Genomic DNA, 16,121 nt, shown 5'->3' with positions numbered 1-16,121 from the left:
GACGAAGTCAAGTCAGGGATCCGGTAAGCCGCAGCGACCCTGCCGGAAAAGCAGATGAGTGCGATGGCCTGAATCCGGATCTCGGCTGCGCATTGTCCCAGCGGCATGAACCGGAGAAGAATGCCCCTCAATCCTTCCAGGGGATCGTTCCGGCGGGAACTCTTCCAGCCAGCGCGTTCATGCCCAGCATGATGACGATGGTGGCGAGGACGACGACGGTGGACATGGCTGCCGCCAGGGTGGTGTAGCCGCCGTCCTCGTAGTTGAAGATGGTCGTGCCGATGGTCTCGTTGCCGGTCGACCAGAGCAGGGCGGAGACCGTGACTTCGTTGTAGGCAGTCAGGAAGACGAGAATGGCGCCCGAGGCGGCCGAGGGTGCGGCGAGCGGAGCGAAGATCCTGCGCATGCGCCGGAAGAAGCCGGCACCGGAAACCCTGGCCGCATCTTCCAGAGACGTATCCATCTGCAGGAAGGCGGCTGTGACCGGCTTGAGGCCGACGGCGAGAAACACCGAGACATAGGCGATCAGAATGATCCAGAGCGTGCCGTAGATGGAGACGCCGAAGACCGGCAGCGGCCGGATGAAAGCCAGAATGAAGGCAATCGACATGACAAGTCCCGGCACCGCGAAGGCGATCTCGGACTGGGTGAATGCAACACCCGCCCAGCGGCGATGTCCCGCATGCCTATGTGCCAGATAATACCCGAGCAGCAGGCTGATCAGGGCGATGACCGCTGCGGCGACACCGGCAATGAATGTGGAGTTGGCAAAGGCGCGCAGGGTCACCGATTGCCGCCACAGGACTTCGGTGAAATTGTCCAGTGTCAGCGTTTCGGCCGAGAGCGGCAGGCCGTAGGTTCTTACCACGGCGGTTGCCAGAAGGGAGGCGGCGGGCAGCAGGAGCACGGAGGTGACGAAGAGCCAGACAAGGGCTTCCACCCAAGGTCTCTTGCGACCGAGGGAAATTGCGAGCGGGTCCTGAGGCAGGCCGATCAGGCCGCTGCGCATTCGCTGCTGCAACAGGCTCTGGATCACGATGGCGGCCAGCGCCACCAGCGCCAGAATGACTGAGATAACCGTGACGTTGGGCAGCACGTCCGGTCCGAAACTGGCCAGCCGGCGCCAGACCAGAACCGGCAATGTGGTGTAGCGGGCGGGAATGCCGATCAGGGCATTGATGCCGAAATTTCCCAGGGCTGCGACGAAGGCAAGGGCGAACCCGGCCAGAAGGGACGGGCCTAGCAGGGGAAGTGTAATGCGCCGGAGCATGGTAAAGGCCGGAGCCCCGGACGTTCGCGCGGCATCCGACAATTCGCGCGGAAACGATCTGAGGGCCGCGCGTACCAGAAGAAACACCAGCGGTGCGTGCTGCAGCGTCAGGAGGAGGACAAGACCCGCGCGCGAATACAGCGGATGGGTGGACCCCAGTTCCGGCGCCAGACCCAGCCAGCGCAGCACGGGGCTCGCCGGTCCGAGTGTCTGTATCCAGGCGATGGCTGTCACATGCGGGGGGATCATCATCGGCAGCAGAACGAGGAACACCAGAAGACCCTTGGCCCGGATGTCGGTCAGGCCGATCAGCAGCGCCAGAAAGGTGCCGAGCAGCGTGGCGGCGAGCGCGGACAGAAAGCTGCTTTCGATGGAATGCCAGAGCGCGCGCTGCACCGACCGGCTCCGAACGGCCTCAAGCAGCGGCCCGAAGTCGAGGCCGGTGTCACTTGTCAGACCGGTTTTGAACAGAAGAAGAAGAGGCAGGCCGCAGATCAGCGTGGCACCGGCGACAAGGAGCAGGAGGGTCGATTTTTCGGCTGTCGGCAGGGTTTGCAACGGTCTTATCGCCGTTTGCCGACGTCATTCCGGACACGTGAGGCGGAGCCGAGCGCCGAGCCGGAATCCAGACACATTATGCGCAGAAGGCGCGGCAAGTTCCCTATCACTGAAGTATTCGCTTCACTCATGCTGATATCTGCATTCCGGATCAGCGCGCAGCTTTCGCTGCGCTTGTCCGGAATGACGTTTGGGTGTGTGGGGAGACAGCGCGGAAACCCCGCGCTGCCCGGTTTGGTGTGCGTTGAGCGGATCAGCCGCCGAAGATTTCAGTGAACTTCATCTTGTTGGCCTGATCCTTTTCCAGTGCCTCGGCCGGATCGAAAGCCATGAGCTTGATCTGGTCGCGGGCGGGGAAGCCTTCGGGAGCCTGAACACCCGGATGGGCCGGAAGATAGCCCTGGGAAGCCGCCAGCTTCTGGCCGTCCTCGGAGATCAGGAAGTCGACGAAGGCTTTCGCCGCAGCGGTGTTCTGCGCGGTGGAGAGGATCGCCACCGGCTCGGTGACGGCGGAGACGCCTTCTTCGGGGAAAACGAACTCGACGGGAGCACCCTTGAGTTTTTCACGGATCGGCAGGAAATCGACGACGAAGCCATAGAGCTTTTCACCGCCTGCTATGGCCTTGTAAGTGCCGCCGTTTCCGCCTTTGGGATTGGCGCCCTGGTCGGCGAGACCTTCGTAATAGGCCCAGCCGAGATCCGGATTGGAGGTCAGCGCCGTCATGTGAATGGTCGCTGCGCCGGAAGTCAGCGGCGAGGGCATGGCCAGCTTGTCCCTGGCGTCCGCCTTGAGCAGATCCTTGTAGGAGGTCGGCTTCATCGGCGCATTGGTGTTGTACATGATGCCGGTGGTGATCAGCTTGGTGGAAAAATAGTTCTTGCCCTTGTCCATGATCGCCGGATCGTAGGCGGAGACATCGGCGCCCTCATGGGCCATCAGGCGCCCTTCTTTCTTCAGGCCTTCCATGGTCACCATGTCTGCAATCAGCAGCACATCGGGCTTCGGCGCGCCGGCTTCGAATTCCGCCCGCAGCTTCGCCATCACCTTGGTTGTGCCGTCGCGGACCCAGTCGACTTCGACTTCCGGATACATGGCGGTGAAGGCGTCAACGGTCGCCTGGGCGTCCGCGTTCGGCTGAGAGGTATAAAGGACGAGCTTGCCGGAAACATCCTCGGCGAAAGCGGACGTGGAGACGGCGGCCAGGAGGCCGGCTGCAACGAGAAGTCTTTTCATGTGACAGATCCTTTGCGCGGAACCGCTGGATGGATTGCGGATGGCTTTCCGCGTAGCAGGCTTGTGTGACAGATTTTTTTGATTGCCGCGCAAAAGGTGCGGATGGGCCGTTTTATTCGAGTTTCCCACCCGGCACCGGTTTGAGGCGCGCTCTTCATTTTGGGAATCGCCCCTCAGCAAGCATTGCCGGATCGCCGGTGGTCGGCTATCACCGCCTGAATACAAACCGAAGCGGAATGATGTGAACGCATTCCGTATTAGATCGATTTAAAGGAAGGCGCAGTTCATGAGCTCACAGGGCGCTGTAGCAGAAATCGGCCTGATCGGCCTCGGGACCATGGGCGGCAATCTGGCGCTCAACATTGCCGAACATGGCTTTCAGATCGCGGTTTACAACCGGACGACGGAGAAAACCGGCCAGTTCATCGCAAAGGCCGGCGATCTTGCCGGACAACTCGTGCCCACCGAGACCCTTCAGGAGTTCGTTGCCGCGATCAAGTCACCGCGGGCGGTGATCCTGATGGTGCCCGCCGGTGAAGCGGTCGATGCGCAGATCGAAGCGCTGCGGCCACTGCTGGACAGCGGCGACCTGATCATCGACGCGGGCAATGCGAACTACCACGACACCAACCGCCGTGCTGCCGAAGCTTCCGAGAAAGGTCCGCGCTTCATGGGGATCGGCGTTTCGGGCGGCGAGGAAGGCGCCCGCTTCGGACCTTCCATCATGGGCGGCGGCGCCCGGGATGCCTGGGACCAGGTTGGTCACATCCTTGAAGCTATTTCCGCCAAGCATGAGGGCGAACCCTGCGCGGCCTACATGGGCGAAGCCGGGGCCGGACATCTGGTCAAGACCGTTCACAACGGCATCGAATACGCCGACATGCAGATGATCGCCGAAGTCTATGGCGTCATGCGCGACGGTTTCGGCCTGTCGTCCGAGGAAATCGGCAGCGTTCTGGAAAAATGGAACGGCGGCATCCTGCAGTCCTATCTGATCGAGATTTCCGGCAAGGTCGCGAAAACGGCGGATCCGGAAACCGGCAAGCCGATGCTGGACATCATTCTGGACAAGGCGGGTCAGAAGGGCACCGGCCGCTGGACGGCCATCGAGGCCTTGATGCTGGGCACACCGGCCAGCGCCATCGAAGCGGCCGTCGCGGCCCGCAACATGTCGGCCAGGCTGGATGAGCGCAAGGCGGGCGAAAGCGAATTCGGCGCCGCTCCGACAGAGATGGACCGCGAAGCGGTGACCATCGACGCACTGGAGGCAGCGCTGGTTGCCGGCAAGATCATCTGCTACGCGCAGGGATTCGGGCTTATCCTGGAAGCGGCCAAACAATATGGCTGGGCCATGCCGCTGCCGCAGATCGCCCGGATCTGGCGCAACGGCTGCATCATCCGCTCCGCCATGCTCAACGACATGTCGTCCGCCCTGGCCGACGATGCGGAGCGTAACCTGATGCTGGCGCCGTTCTTCTCCGAAAAACTGAAAGAAACCGAGGCCAGCCTGCGGCAGGTGGTGGCGCAGGCTGCGCTGCATGGATTGCCGGTTCCCGCGCTTTCCGCCGCGCTGTCCTATTTCGACATCATGCGCACGTCCCGCTCCACCGCCAACATGTTGCAGGGTCAGCGCGACTTCTTCGGCGCGCACGGCTTCGAGCGCACCGACAAGGACGGCAGCGGCTACCACGGCCCATGGGCGATGGGGTAAAGGCACGCGTGCCTGCTGCAGTCCATGTTTTGCGAAGGGTGAGGAAATAAAGGCGCAGCCCCGGCCCTGAGCCGGGGCCTCTTCCGTGTGACCCGCAATGCAGGTCCCGGCTCAGGGCCGGGACAGCGCGGTGGGAGATAGTTGGCGCCCGTATCCGCAACGAGGCTCTCCGGACAGCTGTGCGCCGACCTGAGACGCGGCATATCATCCGAGCGCCTGCGCGTTTCTTGTCAAACAGGTGTTCGCTGCGCTCACGCTGATGCGCTGGATCCCGGATCTGCGTGCAGCCTTGCTGCACTTGTCCGGGATGACGGCACGGTGGGGCACGCCGACGGGAGCTTTTGCCCTCGTTTCCTACTGCGCCAGACTCAGGGCCGCCATGTTGGCGATGGAGGTGGGTAAACCAGAGTGGTCGCGGAGTTCTATGATGAGGCGCGGCGTGCTGGTGAGTTCGCCCAGGGCTCCGAAGACCGCGCGCCAGTTGACGGTGCCTTCGCCGAGAGTCCAGTGGCGGTCGGCATAGCCGTCGGCATCCTGCAGGTGAATATGGCGCAGAGTGTTTCCGGCGGCCTTGACGTAATAATCGACCGGCGGGGCCCCGGTGGAGCCATGGGCGTAATGGGCATGGCCGGTGTCGATCGAGACCTTGACCGCATCCGAGCCGAAGCTGCGCGCCAGTTCGACACGGGCATGGGGATCCTTGTCCTCGATATTCTCAATGACAAGTTCGCAGCCTATATCCTCGGCACGCCTGACGGAGTCCTTCATAGTCAGGTGGCAGAGTTCGGTCTTTCGTTCGCGGCTGTTCTCGAGGTTGTCCAGGTTGTTGTAATCCCAGGTCGAATAGGGGCTGTGCACCACCATGTGAGTGCCGCCGAGGGCTTCGCAGACTTCAAGGCCCTGAAGCAGCCGCTTCCTGACGATTTCGCGGACATCGACGTCAAACGAGTCGATGGCGAAGCCCATGAACGGCCCGTGGATGCCGACGCGCCCCTGCTGACCGTCGAGAAGGTGTTTCGCCCTGTCGACCAGAGGTTTCCAGTCCCCGTTGAGAACTTCGGCCTGCCAGAAATCCTGCAGCTCCAGATCCCTCGGCTTGTCGAGCATCAGCTTGCGGTGAGTTTCCAGAGAGTCGAGGTTGAGAGCGGCACCGAGGACGGGAAGATCGGACATGAGGCTACCTTGCGATCCAGAGAGAAAGGTTGCCCGCGTGATACGTCGGCATCCTTGACACTATTGCGACGCGTTTTCCAAAATACTCAGTATCCCCGTTTCCTGTCGACACTCGGCGGTATTTCCCCGGTTCGGAAGTAACGTTCGATGTTGCCTGCGACGATTCTGGACGCCGTGCTTCTGGTCGTCGGCGCCGAGACATGCGGAAGCACGGTGACTTTCTCGTGCTGCCAGAGCGGATCGGACGCGGGCAGAGGTTCTGTTTCGAAGACGTCCAGCACGGCATGCGCGAGCGGTCCGTGATCGAGCGCCGCGATCAGCGCCCGGGTGTCGAGGATCGGGCCGCGGGCGAAGTTGATCAGACAGGCTCCCTGTTTGCAGGCCTGCAGTTCCGCAGCGCCGATCATGCCCCGTGTCTCGTCCGTCAACGGCATGAGAAGAACGACGATGTCCGACCGCGTCAGAACCGTAAGCAGACCCTCCGGGCCATGGTGGCAGGAAATGCCCTCCAGCGTCTTTTCGCTGCGGCTCCAGCCAAGGACATTGAAACCGTTGGCGTGGAGACGCTGCGCTGCGGCGCTGCCGAGATTGCCGAGGCCGAGAATGCCGACCGTGCGGTCCGCCGCCGCAAGGTATTCATGCTCGTGCCAGATCTTGAGGCGCTGCTGTGCCATGTAACGCGGCATGTCGCGATGGAGATAAAGCGTCCAGGCCAGCACGGCCTCGGACATGGTTTCCGCCATTTGCGGGTCGGTGAGACGCACGATCAACGGGCCGTCTTCAGGCAGTTCGGCGGTCAGCCGCTCGACACCGGCCCACAGGCTCTGCATCCAGACGAGATTGGGAAGTGCGGCAACTTCCGCCGGATCGGGGTTGGCGACGATTGCCAGCGTCGCGGCGTGGCGTTCTTCGTCCGTCATGTCGGCGAAGGGTTTGATTTCGGCGATCCCTGAAAGGGCCTCGGGCAGGAGCTCCTCCCAGGCCTGCCGGTCACCGAAGATCGATTGGGAGATAAAGGCGACGAGCGGTTTCATGATGCGAAAACTCCTGCCTGGTCGGCAAAGCCCTTGATCTCGATCGGGTTCCCGGAAGGGTCTGTGAAAAACATGGTGCTCTGTTCGCCCGGCTGGCCCTCAAAGCGGATCGTGGGGGCAATGATAAAGGCGAGTTTTGAAGCTGTCAGCCTGTCCGCGAGAGTGCGCCACTCGGGCATGGCGAGAACCACACCGAGGTGCGGCATCGGCACCATATGGTCGCCGACCTTGCCGGTATTCGTTGTCTCGAACGGCTTGCCGAGATGCAGCGACAGTTGATGGCCGAAGAAATTGAAGTCCACCCAGGTGTCGGTGCTTCGGCCTTCCCGGCAGCCGAGCAGGTCACCGTAGAAGGCACGGGCTTCGTCCAGATCGGTGACATGATAGGCGAGATGAAAACAGGGCTGCATCGGGTTCTCCTTGGAAAAGACACTGCGCTCATAGCATTTCCTTCCCGGTTGCAAAGCCGTGATCTGATGCTCTGGTGAAATTCGGCGGCAAACGACGACGACGGATCCGGGACCCTGCCTTCGCAAGGCGGTGCCGGGGAGCTCTTTTCTCGCATATTGGAGCAATTGCAAGAATCACCTGTCGGAAGATAATTAGTAAATATGACGATTACAGGCATGAAAATGTCGTTTGCAGGCTCGTTCGGGAAATTATTCGTATGAATGGTATGAGAAGTGCGGCTATACTGTTGTGCTAAAGGCAACATAATGCAATTGTATTGGTCGTAGCGCCCATGATCGGAACGTAATACGTCATATGACCTTCCAACTGACTGGGGAGGTTGAGGTCGGGGTGCCAGAGCAATAATAACGTATATGCGTAACATGAAGGCATTATTGAATAAAAATAATCTCATAGCCTTCTTGGTTTTTACGCGTTCTTTGCTCGTAATACCTTTTCTTTGGATGTGTCGGGAATTCAATACTTCAGCAGAAGTGTTTTCTTTTCGTGCCCAATTCAAACTCAAGCAAACAGACTGCACAGGAGTACCCTCATGAAGAAGTTGTTAGTCTCGGTCGCCGCGACCGCTCTGATCGGCATGGCGTCGTCCGCCTTGGCGGAAGAGTGCGGCACGGTTACCGTTGCCGAAATGAACTGGGCATCCGCTGGCGCAATCGCGCAGATCGACAAGTTGATCCTCGAAAACGGCTATGGCTGCAATGTGGAGCTGGTTACCGGCGACACCATGCCGACCTTCACCTCGATGAACGAAAAAGGTGAGCCGGACATGGCTCCGGAGCTCTGGATCAACGCTGTGCGTGAGCCGCTCGACGCAGCCGTTGCCGAAGGCTCCCTGATCATCGGTGGCGAGATCCTGAACGAAGGCGGCGTCGAGGGCTTCTGGGTTCCGACATTTCTCGCCGAGGAACACGACATCTACACGGTCAAGGATGCTCTGGCGCATCCGGAACTGTTCCCGGGCGCGGAAGACGACAGCAAGGGCGCTTTCTACAGCTGCCCGACCGGCTGGAACTGCCGCATCACCACCGGCAACCTGTTCCGCGCATTCGGTTTCGACGACGGCGGCTTTGAAATCGTCGACCCGGGTTCCGCAGCGGGCCTCGATGGCGCGCTCGCCCGCGCCAACGAGCGCAAGGAAGGCTGGCTCGGCTATTACTGGGCACCGACCGCCATTCTCGGCAAGTACGACATGACTCTGCTCGACTTCGAAACGCCGCATAACAAGGAAGAGTGGGACAACTGCACCGTGGTCGAAGACTGTGCGGATCCGAAGCCGAATTCCTGGGTGAAGTCTGAAGTCTACACCGTGGTGACCAAGGATTTCTCAGAAAAGGCAGGTCCGGCAATGGACTACGTCAAAGGCCGCACCTGGGATAACCGGACGGCCGGCAAGGTCCTGGCCTGGATGACGGACAACCAGGCGAGCAACGAAGACGGTGCCTACTACTTCCTGGAAAACTTCCAGGACGTCTGGTCCAAGTGGGTCAGCCCGGAAGTTGCGGAGAAGGTAAAAGCCTCTCTGTAAAAAGGCAGAAAAGACCGAGGCCGCGCCTGAGGCGCGGCCTCATCCATAAGGGGCAATAATACCATCGGGACAGATAAGATGGACTGGATAGAATTTCCCTCGCTCAGCCGGGGCAATTTGCTGACAATCAAGAAAACCATCGATGGATCGTTCAAGGAGTTCACCAGAGCCTATGGCGATCTGATCGACAAATTCTTCGACCCTCTGCAAGACTTCCTGGTTTTGCTGGAACGGCTTCTGATCACCTCACCCTGGCCACTCGTGCTGGCGTTCTTCGCGGGGATCGTCTTTCTGATGAGCCGGAAGGTGAGCATCACCGTCGGCACAGTCATTGCTCTGGCTCTGATTGGCGTTTTCGGCCTGTGGGAAGACACCATGCGAACCATCGCCATGGTCACGGTCTGTACCTTGCTGGCGATCGTGCTGGGCATTCCTATCGGAATTTTCATGGCGCGGTCCGATCGCGTCCAGCGGCTGGTCAATCCGGTGCTGGATCTCATGCAGACCATGCCAAGCTTCGTCTACCTGATCCCGGTTGTCATGATTTTCGGTATCGGCAAGGTTCCTGGCCTCATCGCCGTGGTGATCTACGCCATTCCGCCGATGATCCGCCTGACCAATCTCGGCATCCGTCTGGTTGACCAGGATGTTCTCGAAGCGGCCGACGCTTTCGGGTCAAGCGGCAGCCAGAAGCTCATGAATGTTCAGCTGCCGCTCGCGCTTCCCACCATCATGGCCGGTATCAACCAGTGCATCATGATGTCACTGTCAATGGTTGTCGTCGCCTCGATGATCGGCGTTAAGGGGCTCGGGCAGGAAGTCCTGAACGCAATCAACAATCAGTATCTGACCGCAGGGGTCCTCAGCGGCCTCGCCATCGTGTCCATTGCGATCATCTTCGATCGGGCCACACAGGCCTATGGCAAGCGCCTTCAGAAACATTCGGAGGTGGTCCATGGGTGAGGCAACAGGCATAGAGATCAAGAATCTCTATAAAATCTTCGGACCGAACGGCAAGGAGATGGTTCAGAAGGTCAAGGACGGCATGTCCAAGGCCGAACTGAATGAAAAATTCAACCATGTTCTTGGTCTGAACGACATCAACATCTCCATGCCCGGTGGCAAGATCGAGGTGGTGATGGGCTTGTCCGGTTCGGGAAAGTCGACCCTGATCCGGCATATCAACCGGCTGATCGATCCGACCGACGGCGAGGTTCTCTACGGCAGCGAAGACGTCTGCAAGATGACCCAGAAGGAACTGCGGGAATTCCGCCGGCACAAGACCGCGATGGTGTTCCAGAAATTCGCGCTTCTGCCACACCGCACGGTGATGAAAAACACCGTTTACGGTCTGGAGATCCAGGGCGTGCCGATGAAAGAGGCGGAAAATCGGGCCGCACGCTGGATTGCCCGTGTCGGGCTGGAAGGTTTTGAGGATCATTATCCGAATCAGCTTTCCGGCGGAATGCAGCAACGTGTGGGGCTTGCCCGGGCGTTGACCAACGATGCCGACATCCTGCTGATGGATGAAGCCTTCTCCGCGCTCGATCCGCTGATCCGGATGGACATGCAGACCGTGCTTCTGGATCTCCAGGAGGAACTGCACAAGACCATCGTCTTCATTACTCACGATCTGGACGAAGCCCTGCGTCTCGGCGACAAGATCGCCATTCTCAGGGACGGTGCGGTGATCCAGCAGGGGACCGGTCAGGAGATCGTTCTGAGGCCTGCGGATCAGTACATCGCCGACTTCGTCAAGGAAGTGAACCGCGGACGGGTGATCCTGGTGGATACTGTCATGGACAAGACCAGGACCGTGAAAGAAGGCGGCCTGACGATCTCCAGCGGCATCATGCTGGAAGAGGCGGCCAAGACCTTCGCCGAAACCGGTCTGGGCGAGGCGAGCGTCGTCAACGGTGACGGCCGGCCGGTCGGCGTCCTGAATGTGCAGGATACGATCAGTGCAATGGTAACACCGGCAACACTTTGATGCCGGTATCCGGTTCCGCTACCCGGCCTTGCGCCGGGAGGCAGCTGGAACGCAAAAGCCCCGGGGACACTTCCGGGGCTTTTTTGTGGCGCCCGTTTGTTACGCCCTAGTGCCCTGCCGCTGTAACTCTTGACCTTGCCGGTGCGTACAGGCAGGCGACGCCCAGAACGAGTCCGGAGACTGTCGCGATCATTCCGGCGGCGCTCACCGCGTTGGAACTGCCCAGCCAGAGAGGGCCGTAGCCGGCCAGCACGTAGCCGGCGACAGCTGAACCCGCGCCGAAGAATATGCTCCACAGGATCTGGTGTTCCAGCCGGTTGGTCATGAGGCGGGCCGTTGCGGGCGGGCAGATGAACATGGCGATGACGATGATCGAGCCTACTGCGTCGAAGGCGGCGACCGCCGCGACGGCGGAAACGATGACGAGGGCGAAGCCGATGGTCTTGACCGGAATGCCGATGGAGTTCGCGTAACCCTCGTCGAATGTGGAGATCTTGAGCGCCCGCCAGAAAACGACCGTTAGCAGGGCAATGACGAGGGTCGTCACCGCCATGCGTGTCAATTCCGGCGGCAGGTCCGCCAGAGCCGCTGGATCCCAGAGGGAGGTCCAACCGGTCGCCGACAGCCAGATAAGGCTTTCCAGATTGCCGTAAAGCGCGTGTTCCACATCCAGATGAACCGAACTGGTGTCGGTCTGCTCCAGAAGCAGAACCCCGGCGGCGAAAAGGGTGGTGAAGGTCACTCCCATGGCGGCGCCTGTCTCGATGCGGCCAAGCCGGCGGATAGCCTCGATCATGACCACGGCGACGACCGCCGCCCCCGCGGCGCCGAGCATCATCGGCCAGGTCGAGATGGTTCCGGTGACGAGGAAGGCGGCGACGATGCCGGGCAGGACAACATGAGAAATGGCATCGCCGATCAGGGCCTGCTTGCGCAGCAGCAGAAAGTTGCCCGGGATCGCGCAGGCGATTGCCGCCAGGATGCCGATCAGGATCGGTGTAAGGCTCAATTGAACGAATTCCGCGCCCATCCCTTTATCCTCCCGCCGGAGAGACAAGGGGCGCCGGCGCGCCGAGCGCGGCGTCGATGTCCCTGATCTGGTCGCGTGTGAGCACCGCCTCGATCGGCGTCAGGCCGTCGTAGCTGGCGAAGATTGCCTCGTCCTGAATGATCTGCCGCGCCTTCGCCCAACGGGCCTCGTCGAGAACGGTCTTGGCCGCCGCTGCGCGGCCCTTGCCGGTCGCGACCAGATCCTCGCGGATGTAACCGGCGCTGCGCATCATCTTCCGGGTCAGAGGCTCGCGGATTGCTTCTCCCCGGGCAAGAGATGTCAGACCCTGATGGAGATGCACATCCACCTGAAATTTCCTGTGCCGGAGAAACGCCGCGAGAACGCCGCGTTTCGGCGACAGCAGCATGGAAATCGAAAAGAACGCGAAGTTGACGAGAACGATGATCGGCCCTGTCGGCAGGTTGGGAGCGGTTGCCGACACGGCCGTGCCCAGATAGCCGGCAAGCCCGCCCGTGGCCGCGGCGATTACCAGTAGCCTGTCCGACCGGTCCGTCCAGAACCGGGCGGAAACCGATGGGATGATCAGGGAGGAGACGATCAGGATCAGCCCGACCAGCTTGAGCCCGACGACGGTGACCATCATCACCACGCTCATCATGGCAATGTCGATAAAGCGGACGGGCACGCCGGTGGCTCCGGCATACTCGGGGTCGAAGGCAACCAGGGTCATGGGACGGCGCAGAACCAGAATGATGGCCGTCGAGACGGCGCCGCCAACGGCGATGATCACCGCGTCCTGAAACAGCATGCCGGCCGTTGAGCCGAGCAGAAATCCCTCAAGCCCCGCCTGCTTGCCGTGCGACAGGGTCTGGATGACAGTCAGGAGAACGACGCCAAGGCCGAAGAAGACCGACAGGACCGCCCCGATCGCCGCGTCTTCGCTGAGCCGTGTCTTGCGGGTAATCCAGTCCACGGTCAGCAAGCCAAGTCCGGCGGTTGCCGCGGACCCGATGAGCAGGCCAACGAGGTTGCGGCCATCGCCGCCGAGAAACACCATCAGGATGAAGGCGATGCAGACGCCGGGCAGCGTTGCGTGGGCAACCGCGTCGCTGACAAGAGTGCGTTTGCGCAGGAACAGGAAACAGCCGGCACAGCCGCCCGCGACGCCCAGCAATGTTGCGCCGACGGCAACCAGCGCGGCGTTGTAGCCGGCCTGCAGGGTGAGTGCATCGAGGAACGTGGAAAGCATGACGATCTAATCCAGCTTGAGCTGATCGATATGCGTTGTCGCCAGCCGTCCGCCATAGGTTTCCTGCAGCATCGGGCCCGTGAAAGTGGTGGTGACCGGACCTTCGGCGATCTTGCGGATGTTCAGCATCAGGACGTGGTCGAAATAATCACTCACCGTTGCAAGGTCGTGGTGTACACAGACCACGGTCTTGCCCTCTGCTTTCAGACCCTTGAGAACGTCGATGATGGCTTTTTCGGTGGCCGCATCGACTCCCGCGAAGGGCTCGTCCAGCAGGTAGAGACCGGCATCCTGGGCAAGGGCGCGGGCAAGGAAGACCCTCTGCTGCTGACCGCCGGAGAGTTGGCCGATCTGCCGGTCGGCAAAGTCCGCCATGCCGACCCGTTCCAGGCATTCGAGCGTCTTTTTCCTGTGCGCCGGGCGGATGAAGCCGAGCAGCCCCAGACTGCGGAACTGGCCCATGGTGACAACATCGCGCACACGCGTCGGGAAATCCCAGTCAACGGAGGCGCGCTGGGGCACATAGGCAATTGCCCTACGCATGGTCTCAAGCGGTTTTCCGTCGACATAGGCAGCGCCGGAGAGGCGCGGAATGATGCCGAGCACGGCTTTCAGGAAGGTCGATTTTCCAGCGCCGTTGGGGCCGACAATCGCGGTCATGCTGGCTTTCGGCACGGTGGCATCGATGGAAAACACCGCCGGCTTGGTTCCGTAGGAGACAGTCAGCCCCCTGACCGCCAGCGCGCTGGCGGCAAGTCCTGTGTCCCTGTTCATGTCGCCGGTGTGGCCGTCGCTTGCCGCGAGTTCCAGCGCCGGGAGTGTGTTTGTGGTCATCACATTGTTACTGCCAGTTGGCCGAGGCGGCCCTTTTGGGGGGCGTTGCCGCCGAGGGCGCGCGAGATCGTGGTGACGTTGTGATCGATCATGCCGAGATAGGTTCCTTCATAGGTCCCCGGTTCGCCCATGGCGTCGGAATAGAGTGAGCCGCCTATGACGATCTCGTGCCCCCTGGCTGCCGCGCCCTCGATCAGGGCCCTGACACTCCGGTCGGAGACTGAGGATTCCACGAAGACCGCCCTGATCTTGCGCTCGACCAGCAGATCGACCAGTTCAGCCACCCGGTGCAGGCCGGCTTCGCTCTGGGTCGAGATACCTTGAATGCCGATCACGTCGAAATCATAGGCGTCGCCAAAATAGTTGAAGGCGTCATGCGCGGATACCAGCACCCGGCTGTCTGCCGGAACCGTCGCCAGCACCTCGGCTGCGAACGTGTCCAATGCGGCGATTTCCTGAAGGTAGGCGGCCGTGTTGGCCTCGAACACTGCCTTGCGTTCGGGCAGGGTCTCGATCATGGCGTCGCGGATGGCTTTGGCGACATAGCGCCACCTGCCCGGATCCATCCATACATGGGGATCGTATTTGTTGGCGTAAACGTCATGGGCAATCAATTGATCCTCAGGCATGGCCTCGGCGACCGCGACAACATTGCGCGACTTGTCGAGCTTGCGGAAGAAATCTTCCATCTGGGCTTCGAGATACAAGCCGTGCCACAGGATCAGATCCGCTTTGGTCATGGCGACGATGTCGGAGCGGGTCTGACGGTAGGCGTGCGGATCGACACCCGGACCCATCAACGCCTTAACGGCAACGCTGTCGCCGCCGATTTTCGCCGCAGCATCCGCGATCATGCCGGTGGTGGCGACAATGTTCAACTGATCGGCCCGTGCGGACGGCGGGCTGGTGAAAATCAGCAGAGTTGAAACAAGCACTCCGAGAACTGTGGAGGAGAACCGGATGCTGCGGGCGTCGAAAATTCGGTTGAACATGGCCTTGACAGGTCTCCTGTTGAATTTGCTTTTGCGAGTTATTTGCAACAATAATGCTTTTAAGAATGATTTGCAAGAACTGCTTGTGGTGTTGGTCAGCCGCAGCGATGCCAAGGCGTTCAGACGGGCTTCTCCCAGGATTTGCTCGTTATTTTTAACAATAAATTACCGCCGGCTAAAAACCATATTTGTGTGCGATATCAATTGAGTAACTATTTGCTCGCGATCTTGGCCATGCGGGCTTTGCCGCAAGGTTGAAGTTTTGGCTAAAATTGAAGCGATAAAATTATCCGAGCTGAATTGATTTGCTTTCAAAACAACACCGCAGCCCGCAATTGGTGACGGGCCAGCGAAATTCATTGTGACACAGGTAGGAGCCGGGTGCTTTCCGCAATGCCATTGAAAGACAAATCCACGCGGGTCGACAAAGCCTATGCGCGCTTGAAGGCCGATATTCTGGCCGGAAGACTTCCGCCGGGCTTTCAGGCGCCTGAACCAGATATCGCAGATCGGCTCGGAATGAGCCGGACTCCTGTGCGTGAGGCCCTGATCCGTCTGGAGGCAGAGCGGCTTGTCGATCTCATTCCGCGGCGCGGCGCCAAGGTCCTCGCCATTTCGCAACAGGACATCCGCGAGGTCTTCGAGATCCTTGCCGCTCTTGAGGCTATTGCCGCGGGTGAAGTCGCAAAGGGAGAGCGTAGCGATCGGGCGCTGGGCATTATCGAAGAGGCGGTTATCGCCGCGGAGAATGCTCTTGCAGGTGGTGACATGGAAAACTGGGCGGTGCTGGACGATCGCTTTCACCGGCTTATCGTCCGAAGCGGCGGGAATGTGCGGCTCGACGAAATGATCTCCAGCCTTCTCAATCAGGTTTTCCGTGCGGACATCGTTCTGCTGCGGCTCAACAAGGGGCCGGCTGCCAATTCAGACGATCATCGGGAACTGTATGAGGCGATCCGTGCCGGCAATCAGGACAAAGCCGCGGCAATTGCCAGGGAACATCGGCTGGCTGGCCTTGCCACAATGCAACATGTTCTGGAAACCTGTGGTCTGACCCACGTGTAGGCG

The 16,121-nt window shown here is 60.5% G+C and carries 14 protein-coding genes; 5 read left to right on the top strand and 9 right to left on the bottom strand.

The window, feature by feature from the left end; translation table 11 throughout:
* Window positions 1–127: 127 nt before the first annotated feature.
* Window positions 128–1,828 carry an iron ABC transporter permease gene (locus OA90_RS01900; RefSeq protein ID WP_068406247.1) on the bottom strand — a complete coding sequence of 567 codons (1,701 nt, stop codon included), beginning with the start codon at window positions 1,826–1,828 and terminating at the stop codon, window positions 128–130.
* A gap of 253 nt (window positions 1,829–2,081) precedes the next feature.
* Entirely contained in the window at window positions 2,082–3,062 is a 981-nt protein-coding gene (locus OA90_RS01895) for an ABC transporter substrate-binding protein (protein ID WP_068406617.1), read from the bottom strand.
* 286 nt (window positions 3,063–3,348) lie between these two features.
* On the opposite strand from OA90_RS01895, the gene gndA reads away from it, so the two are divergent.
* Window positions 3,349–4,773 (top strand): NADP-dependent phosphogluconate dehydrogenase, encoded by a 1,425-nt coding sequence (gene gndA, locus OA90_RS01890; protein ID WP_068406244.1) that lies wholly within the window; start codon window positions 3,349–3,351, stop codon window positions 4,771–4,773.
* 354 nt (window positions 4,774–5,127) lie between these two features.
* Here the strand turns inward: gndA and OA90_RS01885 are convergent, their stop codons facing one another.
* The 3 genes from OA90_RS01885 to OA90_RS01875 all read right to left on the bottom strand — a co-directional run bounded on the left by OA90_RS01885 (window position 5,128) and on the right by OA90_RS01875 (window position 7,390).
* Complete coding sequence (locus OA90_RS01885) at window positions 5,128–5,946, bottom strand: sugar phosphate isomerase/epimerase family protein (protein ID WP_068406242.1); 819 nt, start codon at window positions 5,944–5,946, stop codon at window positions 5,128–5,130.
* Window positions 5,947–6,032: 86 nt separating this feature from the next.
* Window positions 6,033–6,980: a glyoxylate/hydroxypyruvate reductase A gene (locus OA90_RS01880; protein ID WP_068406239.1), complete on the bottom strand. Its 948-nt coding sequence runs from the start codon at window positions 6,978–6,980 to the stop codon at window positions 6,033–6,035.
* On the bottom strand, window positions 6,977–7,390 hold the full coding sequence (locus OA90_RS01875) for a VOC family protein (RefSeq protein ID WP_068406236.1): 414 nt from the start codon (window positions 7,388–7,390) through the stop codon (window positions 6,977–6,979). The genes OA90_RS01880 and OA90_RS01875 overlap by 4 nt, the downstream gene beginning before the upstream one ends.
* A gap of 593 nt (window positions 7,391–7,983) precedes the next feature.
* On the opposite strand from OA90_RS01875, the gene OA90_RS01870 reads away from it, so the two are divergent.
* From OA90_RS01870 to OA90_RS01860, 3 genes are all read left to right on the top strand, one after another.
* Window positions 7,984–8,976, top strand: coding sequence for an ABC transporter substrate-binding protein (locus OA90_RS01870; protein ID WP_068406234.1), 993 nt, complete (start codon window positions 7,984–7,986; stop codon window positions 8,974–8,976).
* A 78-nt stretch (window positions 8,977–9,054) separates the two neighbouring features.
* Entirely contained in the window at window positions 9,055–9,939 is an 885-nt protein-coding gene (locus OA90_RS01865; protein ID WP_068406231.1) for a proline/glycine betaine ABC transporter permease, read from the top strand.
* On the top strand, window positions 9,932–10,966 hold the full coding sequence (locus OA90_RS01860; RefSeq protein ID WP_068406228.1) for a glycine betaine/L-proline ABC transporter ATP-binding protein: 1,035 nt from the start codon (window positions 9,932–9,934) through the stop codon (window positions 10,964–10,966). Before OA90_RS01865 ends, OA90_RS01860 begins: the two co-directional genes overlap by 8 nt.
* Before the next feature lie 106 nt (window positions 10,967–11,072).
* On the opposite strand, the gene OA90_RS01855 is transcribed toward OA90_RS01860, so the two are convergent.
* Genes OA90_RS01855 through OA90_RS01840 form a run of 4 tightly spaced genes read right to left on the bottom strand, consistent with a single transcriptional unit; the run spans window position 11,073 to window position 15,053 of the window.
* On the bottom strand, window positions 11,073–11,996 hold the full coding sequence (locus OA90_RS01855; RefSeq protein WP_068406225.1) for a metal ABC transporter permease: 924 nt from the start codon (window positions 11,994–11,996) through the stop codon (window positions 11,073–11,075).
* A gap of 4 nt (window positions 11,997–12,000) precedes the next feature.
* Window positions 12,001–13,227 (bottom strand): metal ABC transporter permease, encoded by a 1,227-nt coding sequence (locus OA90_RS01850; protein WP_068406222.1) that lies wholly within the window; start codon window positions 13,225–13,227, stop codon window positions 12,001–12,003.
* Between the two features lie 6 nt (window positions 13,228–13,233).
* On the bottom strand, window positions 13,234–14,061 hold the full coding sequence (locus OA90_RS01845; protein WP_068406219.1) for a metal ABC transporter ATP-binding protein: 828 nt from the start codon (window positions 14,059–14,061) through the stop codon (window positions 13,234–13,236).
* Complete coding sequence (locus OA90_RS01840) at window positions 14,061–15,053, bottom strand: zinc ABC transporter substrate-binding protein (protein ID WP_068406217.1); 993 nt, start codon at window positions 15,051–15,053, stop codon at window positions 14,061–14,063. The genes OA90_RS01845 and OA90_RS01840 overlap by 1 nt, the downstream gene beginning before the upstream one ends.
* 393 nt (window positions 15,054–15,446) lie before the next feature.
* Here OA90_RS01840 and OA90_RS01835 point away from each other — a divergent pair, with 393 nt between their 5' ends.
* Window positions 15,447–16,118: a GntR family transcriptional regulator gene (locus tag OA90_RS01835; RefSeq protein ID WP_068406214.1), complete on the top strand. Its 672-nt coding sequence runs from the start codon at window positions 15,447–15,449 to the stop codon at window positions 16,116–16,118.
* The last annotated feature ends 3 nt before the right edge of the window (window positions 16,119–16,121 follow it).

This window comes from Labrenzia sp. OB1 (genome assembly GCF_001624695.1).
Lineage (GTDB): Bacteria > Pseudomonadota > Alphaproteobacteria > Rhizobiales > Stappiaceae > Roseibium.
Note: the sequence above shows the minus strand (reverse complement) of the source record. Positions and strands in the feature narration are given on the sequence as shown.

What these genes read in the sequence shown, in the direction of transcription:
- OA90_RS01895 (WP_068406617.1), bottom strand. Translation starts at nt 3,062, where the DNA reads ATGAAAAGACTTCTCGTTGCAGCCGGCCTCCTGGCCGCCGTCTCCACG.
- gndA (WP_068406244.1), top strand. Translation starts at nt 3,349, where the DNA reads ATGAGCTCACAGGGCGCTGTAGCAGAAATCGGCCTGATCGGCCTCGGG.
- OA90_RS01885 (WP_068406242.1), bottom strand. Translation starts at nt 5,946, where the DNA reads ATGTCCGATCTTCCCGTCCTCGGTGCCGCTCTCAACCTCGACTCTCTG.
- OA90_RS01880 (WP_068406239.1), bottom strand. Translation starts at nt 6,980, where the DNA reads ATGAAACCGCTCGTCGCCTTTATCTCCCAATCGATCTTCGGTGACCGG.
- OA90_RS01875 (WP_068406236.1), bottom strand. Translation starts at nt 7,390, where the DNA reads ATGCAGCCCTGTTTTCATCTCGCCTATCATGTCACCGATCTGGACGAA.
- OA90_RS01870 (WP_068406234.1), top strand. Translation starts at nt 7,984, where the DNA reads ATGAAGAAGTTGTTAGTCTCGGTCGCCGCGACCGCTCTGATCGGCATG.
- OA90_RS01865 (WP_068406231.1), top strand. Translation starts at nt 9,055, where the DNA reads ATGGACTGGATAGAATTTCCCTCGCTCAGCCGGGGCAATTTGCTGACA.
- OA90_RS01860 (WP_068406228.1), top strand. Translation starts at nt 9,932, where the DNA reads ATGGGTGAGGCAACAGGCATAGAGATCAAGAATCTCTATAAAATCTTC.
- OA90_RS01855 (WP_068406225.1), bottom strand. Translation starts at nt 11,996, where the DNA reads ATGGGCGCGGAATTCGTTCAATTGAGCCTTACACCGATCCTGATCGGC.
- OA90_RS01850 (WP_068406222.1), bottom strand. Translation starts at nt 13,227, where the DNA reads ATGCTTTCCACGTTCCTCGATGCACTCACCCTGCAGGCCGGCTACAAC.
- OA90_RS01845 (WP_068406219.1), bottom strand. Translation starts at nt 14,061, where the DNA reads ATGACCACAAACACACTCCCGGCGCTGGAACTCGCGGCAAGCGACGGC.
- OA90_RS01840 (WP_068406217.1), bottom strand. Translation starts at nt 15,053, where the DNA reads ATGTTCAACCGAATTTTCGACGCCCGCAGCATCCGGTTCTCCTCCACA.
- OA90_RS01835 (WP_068406214.1), top strand. Translation starts at nt 15,447, where the DNA reads ATGCCATTGAAAGACAAATCCACGCGGGTCGACAAAGCCTATGCGCGC.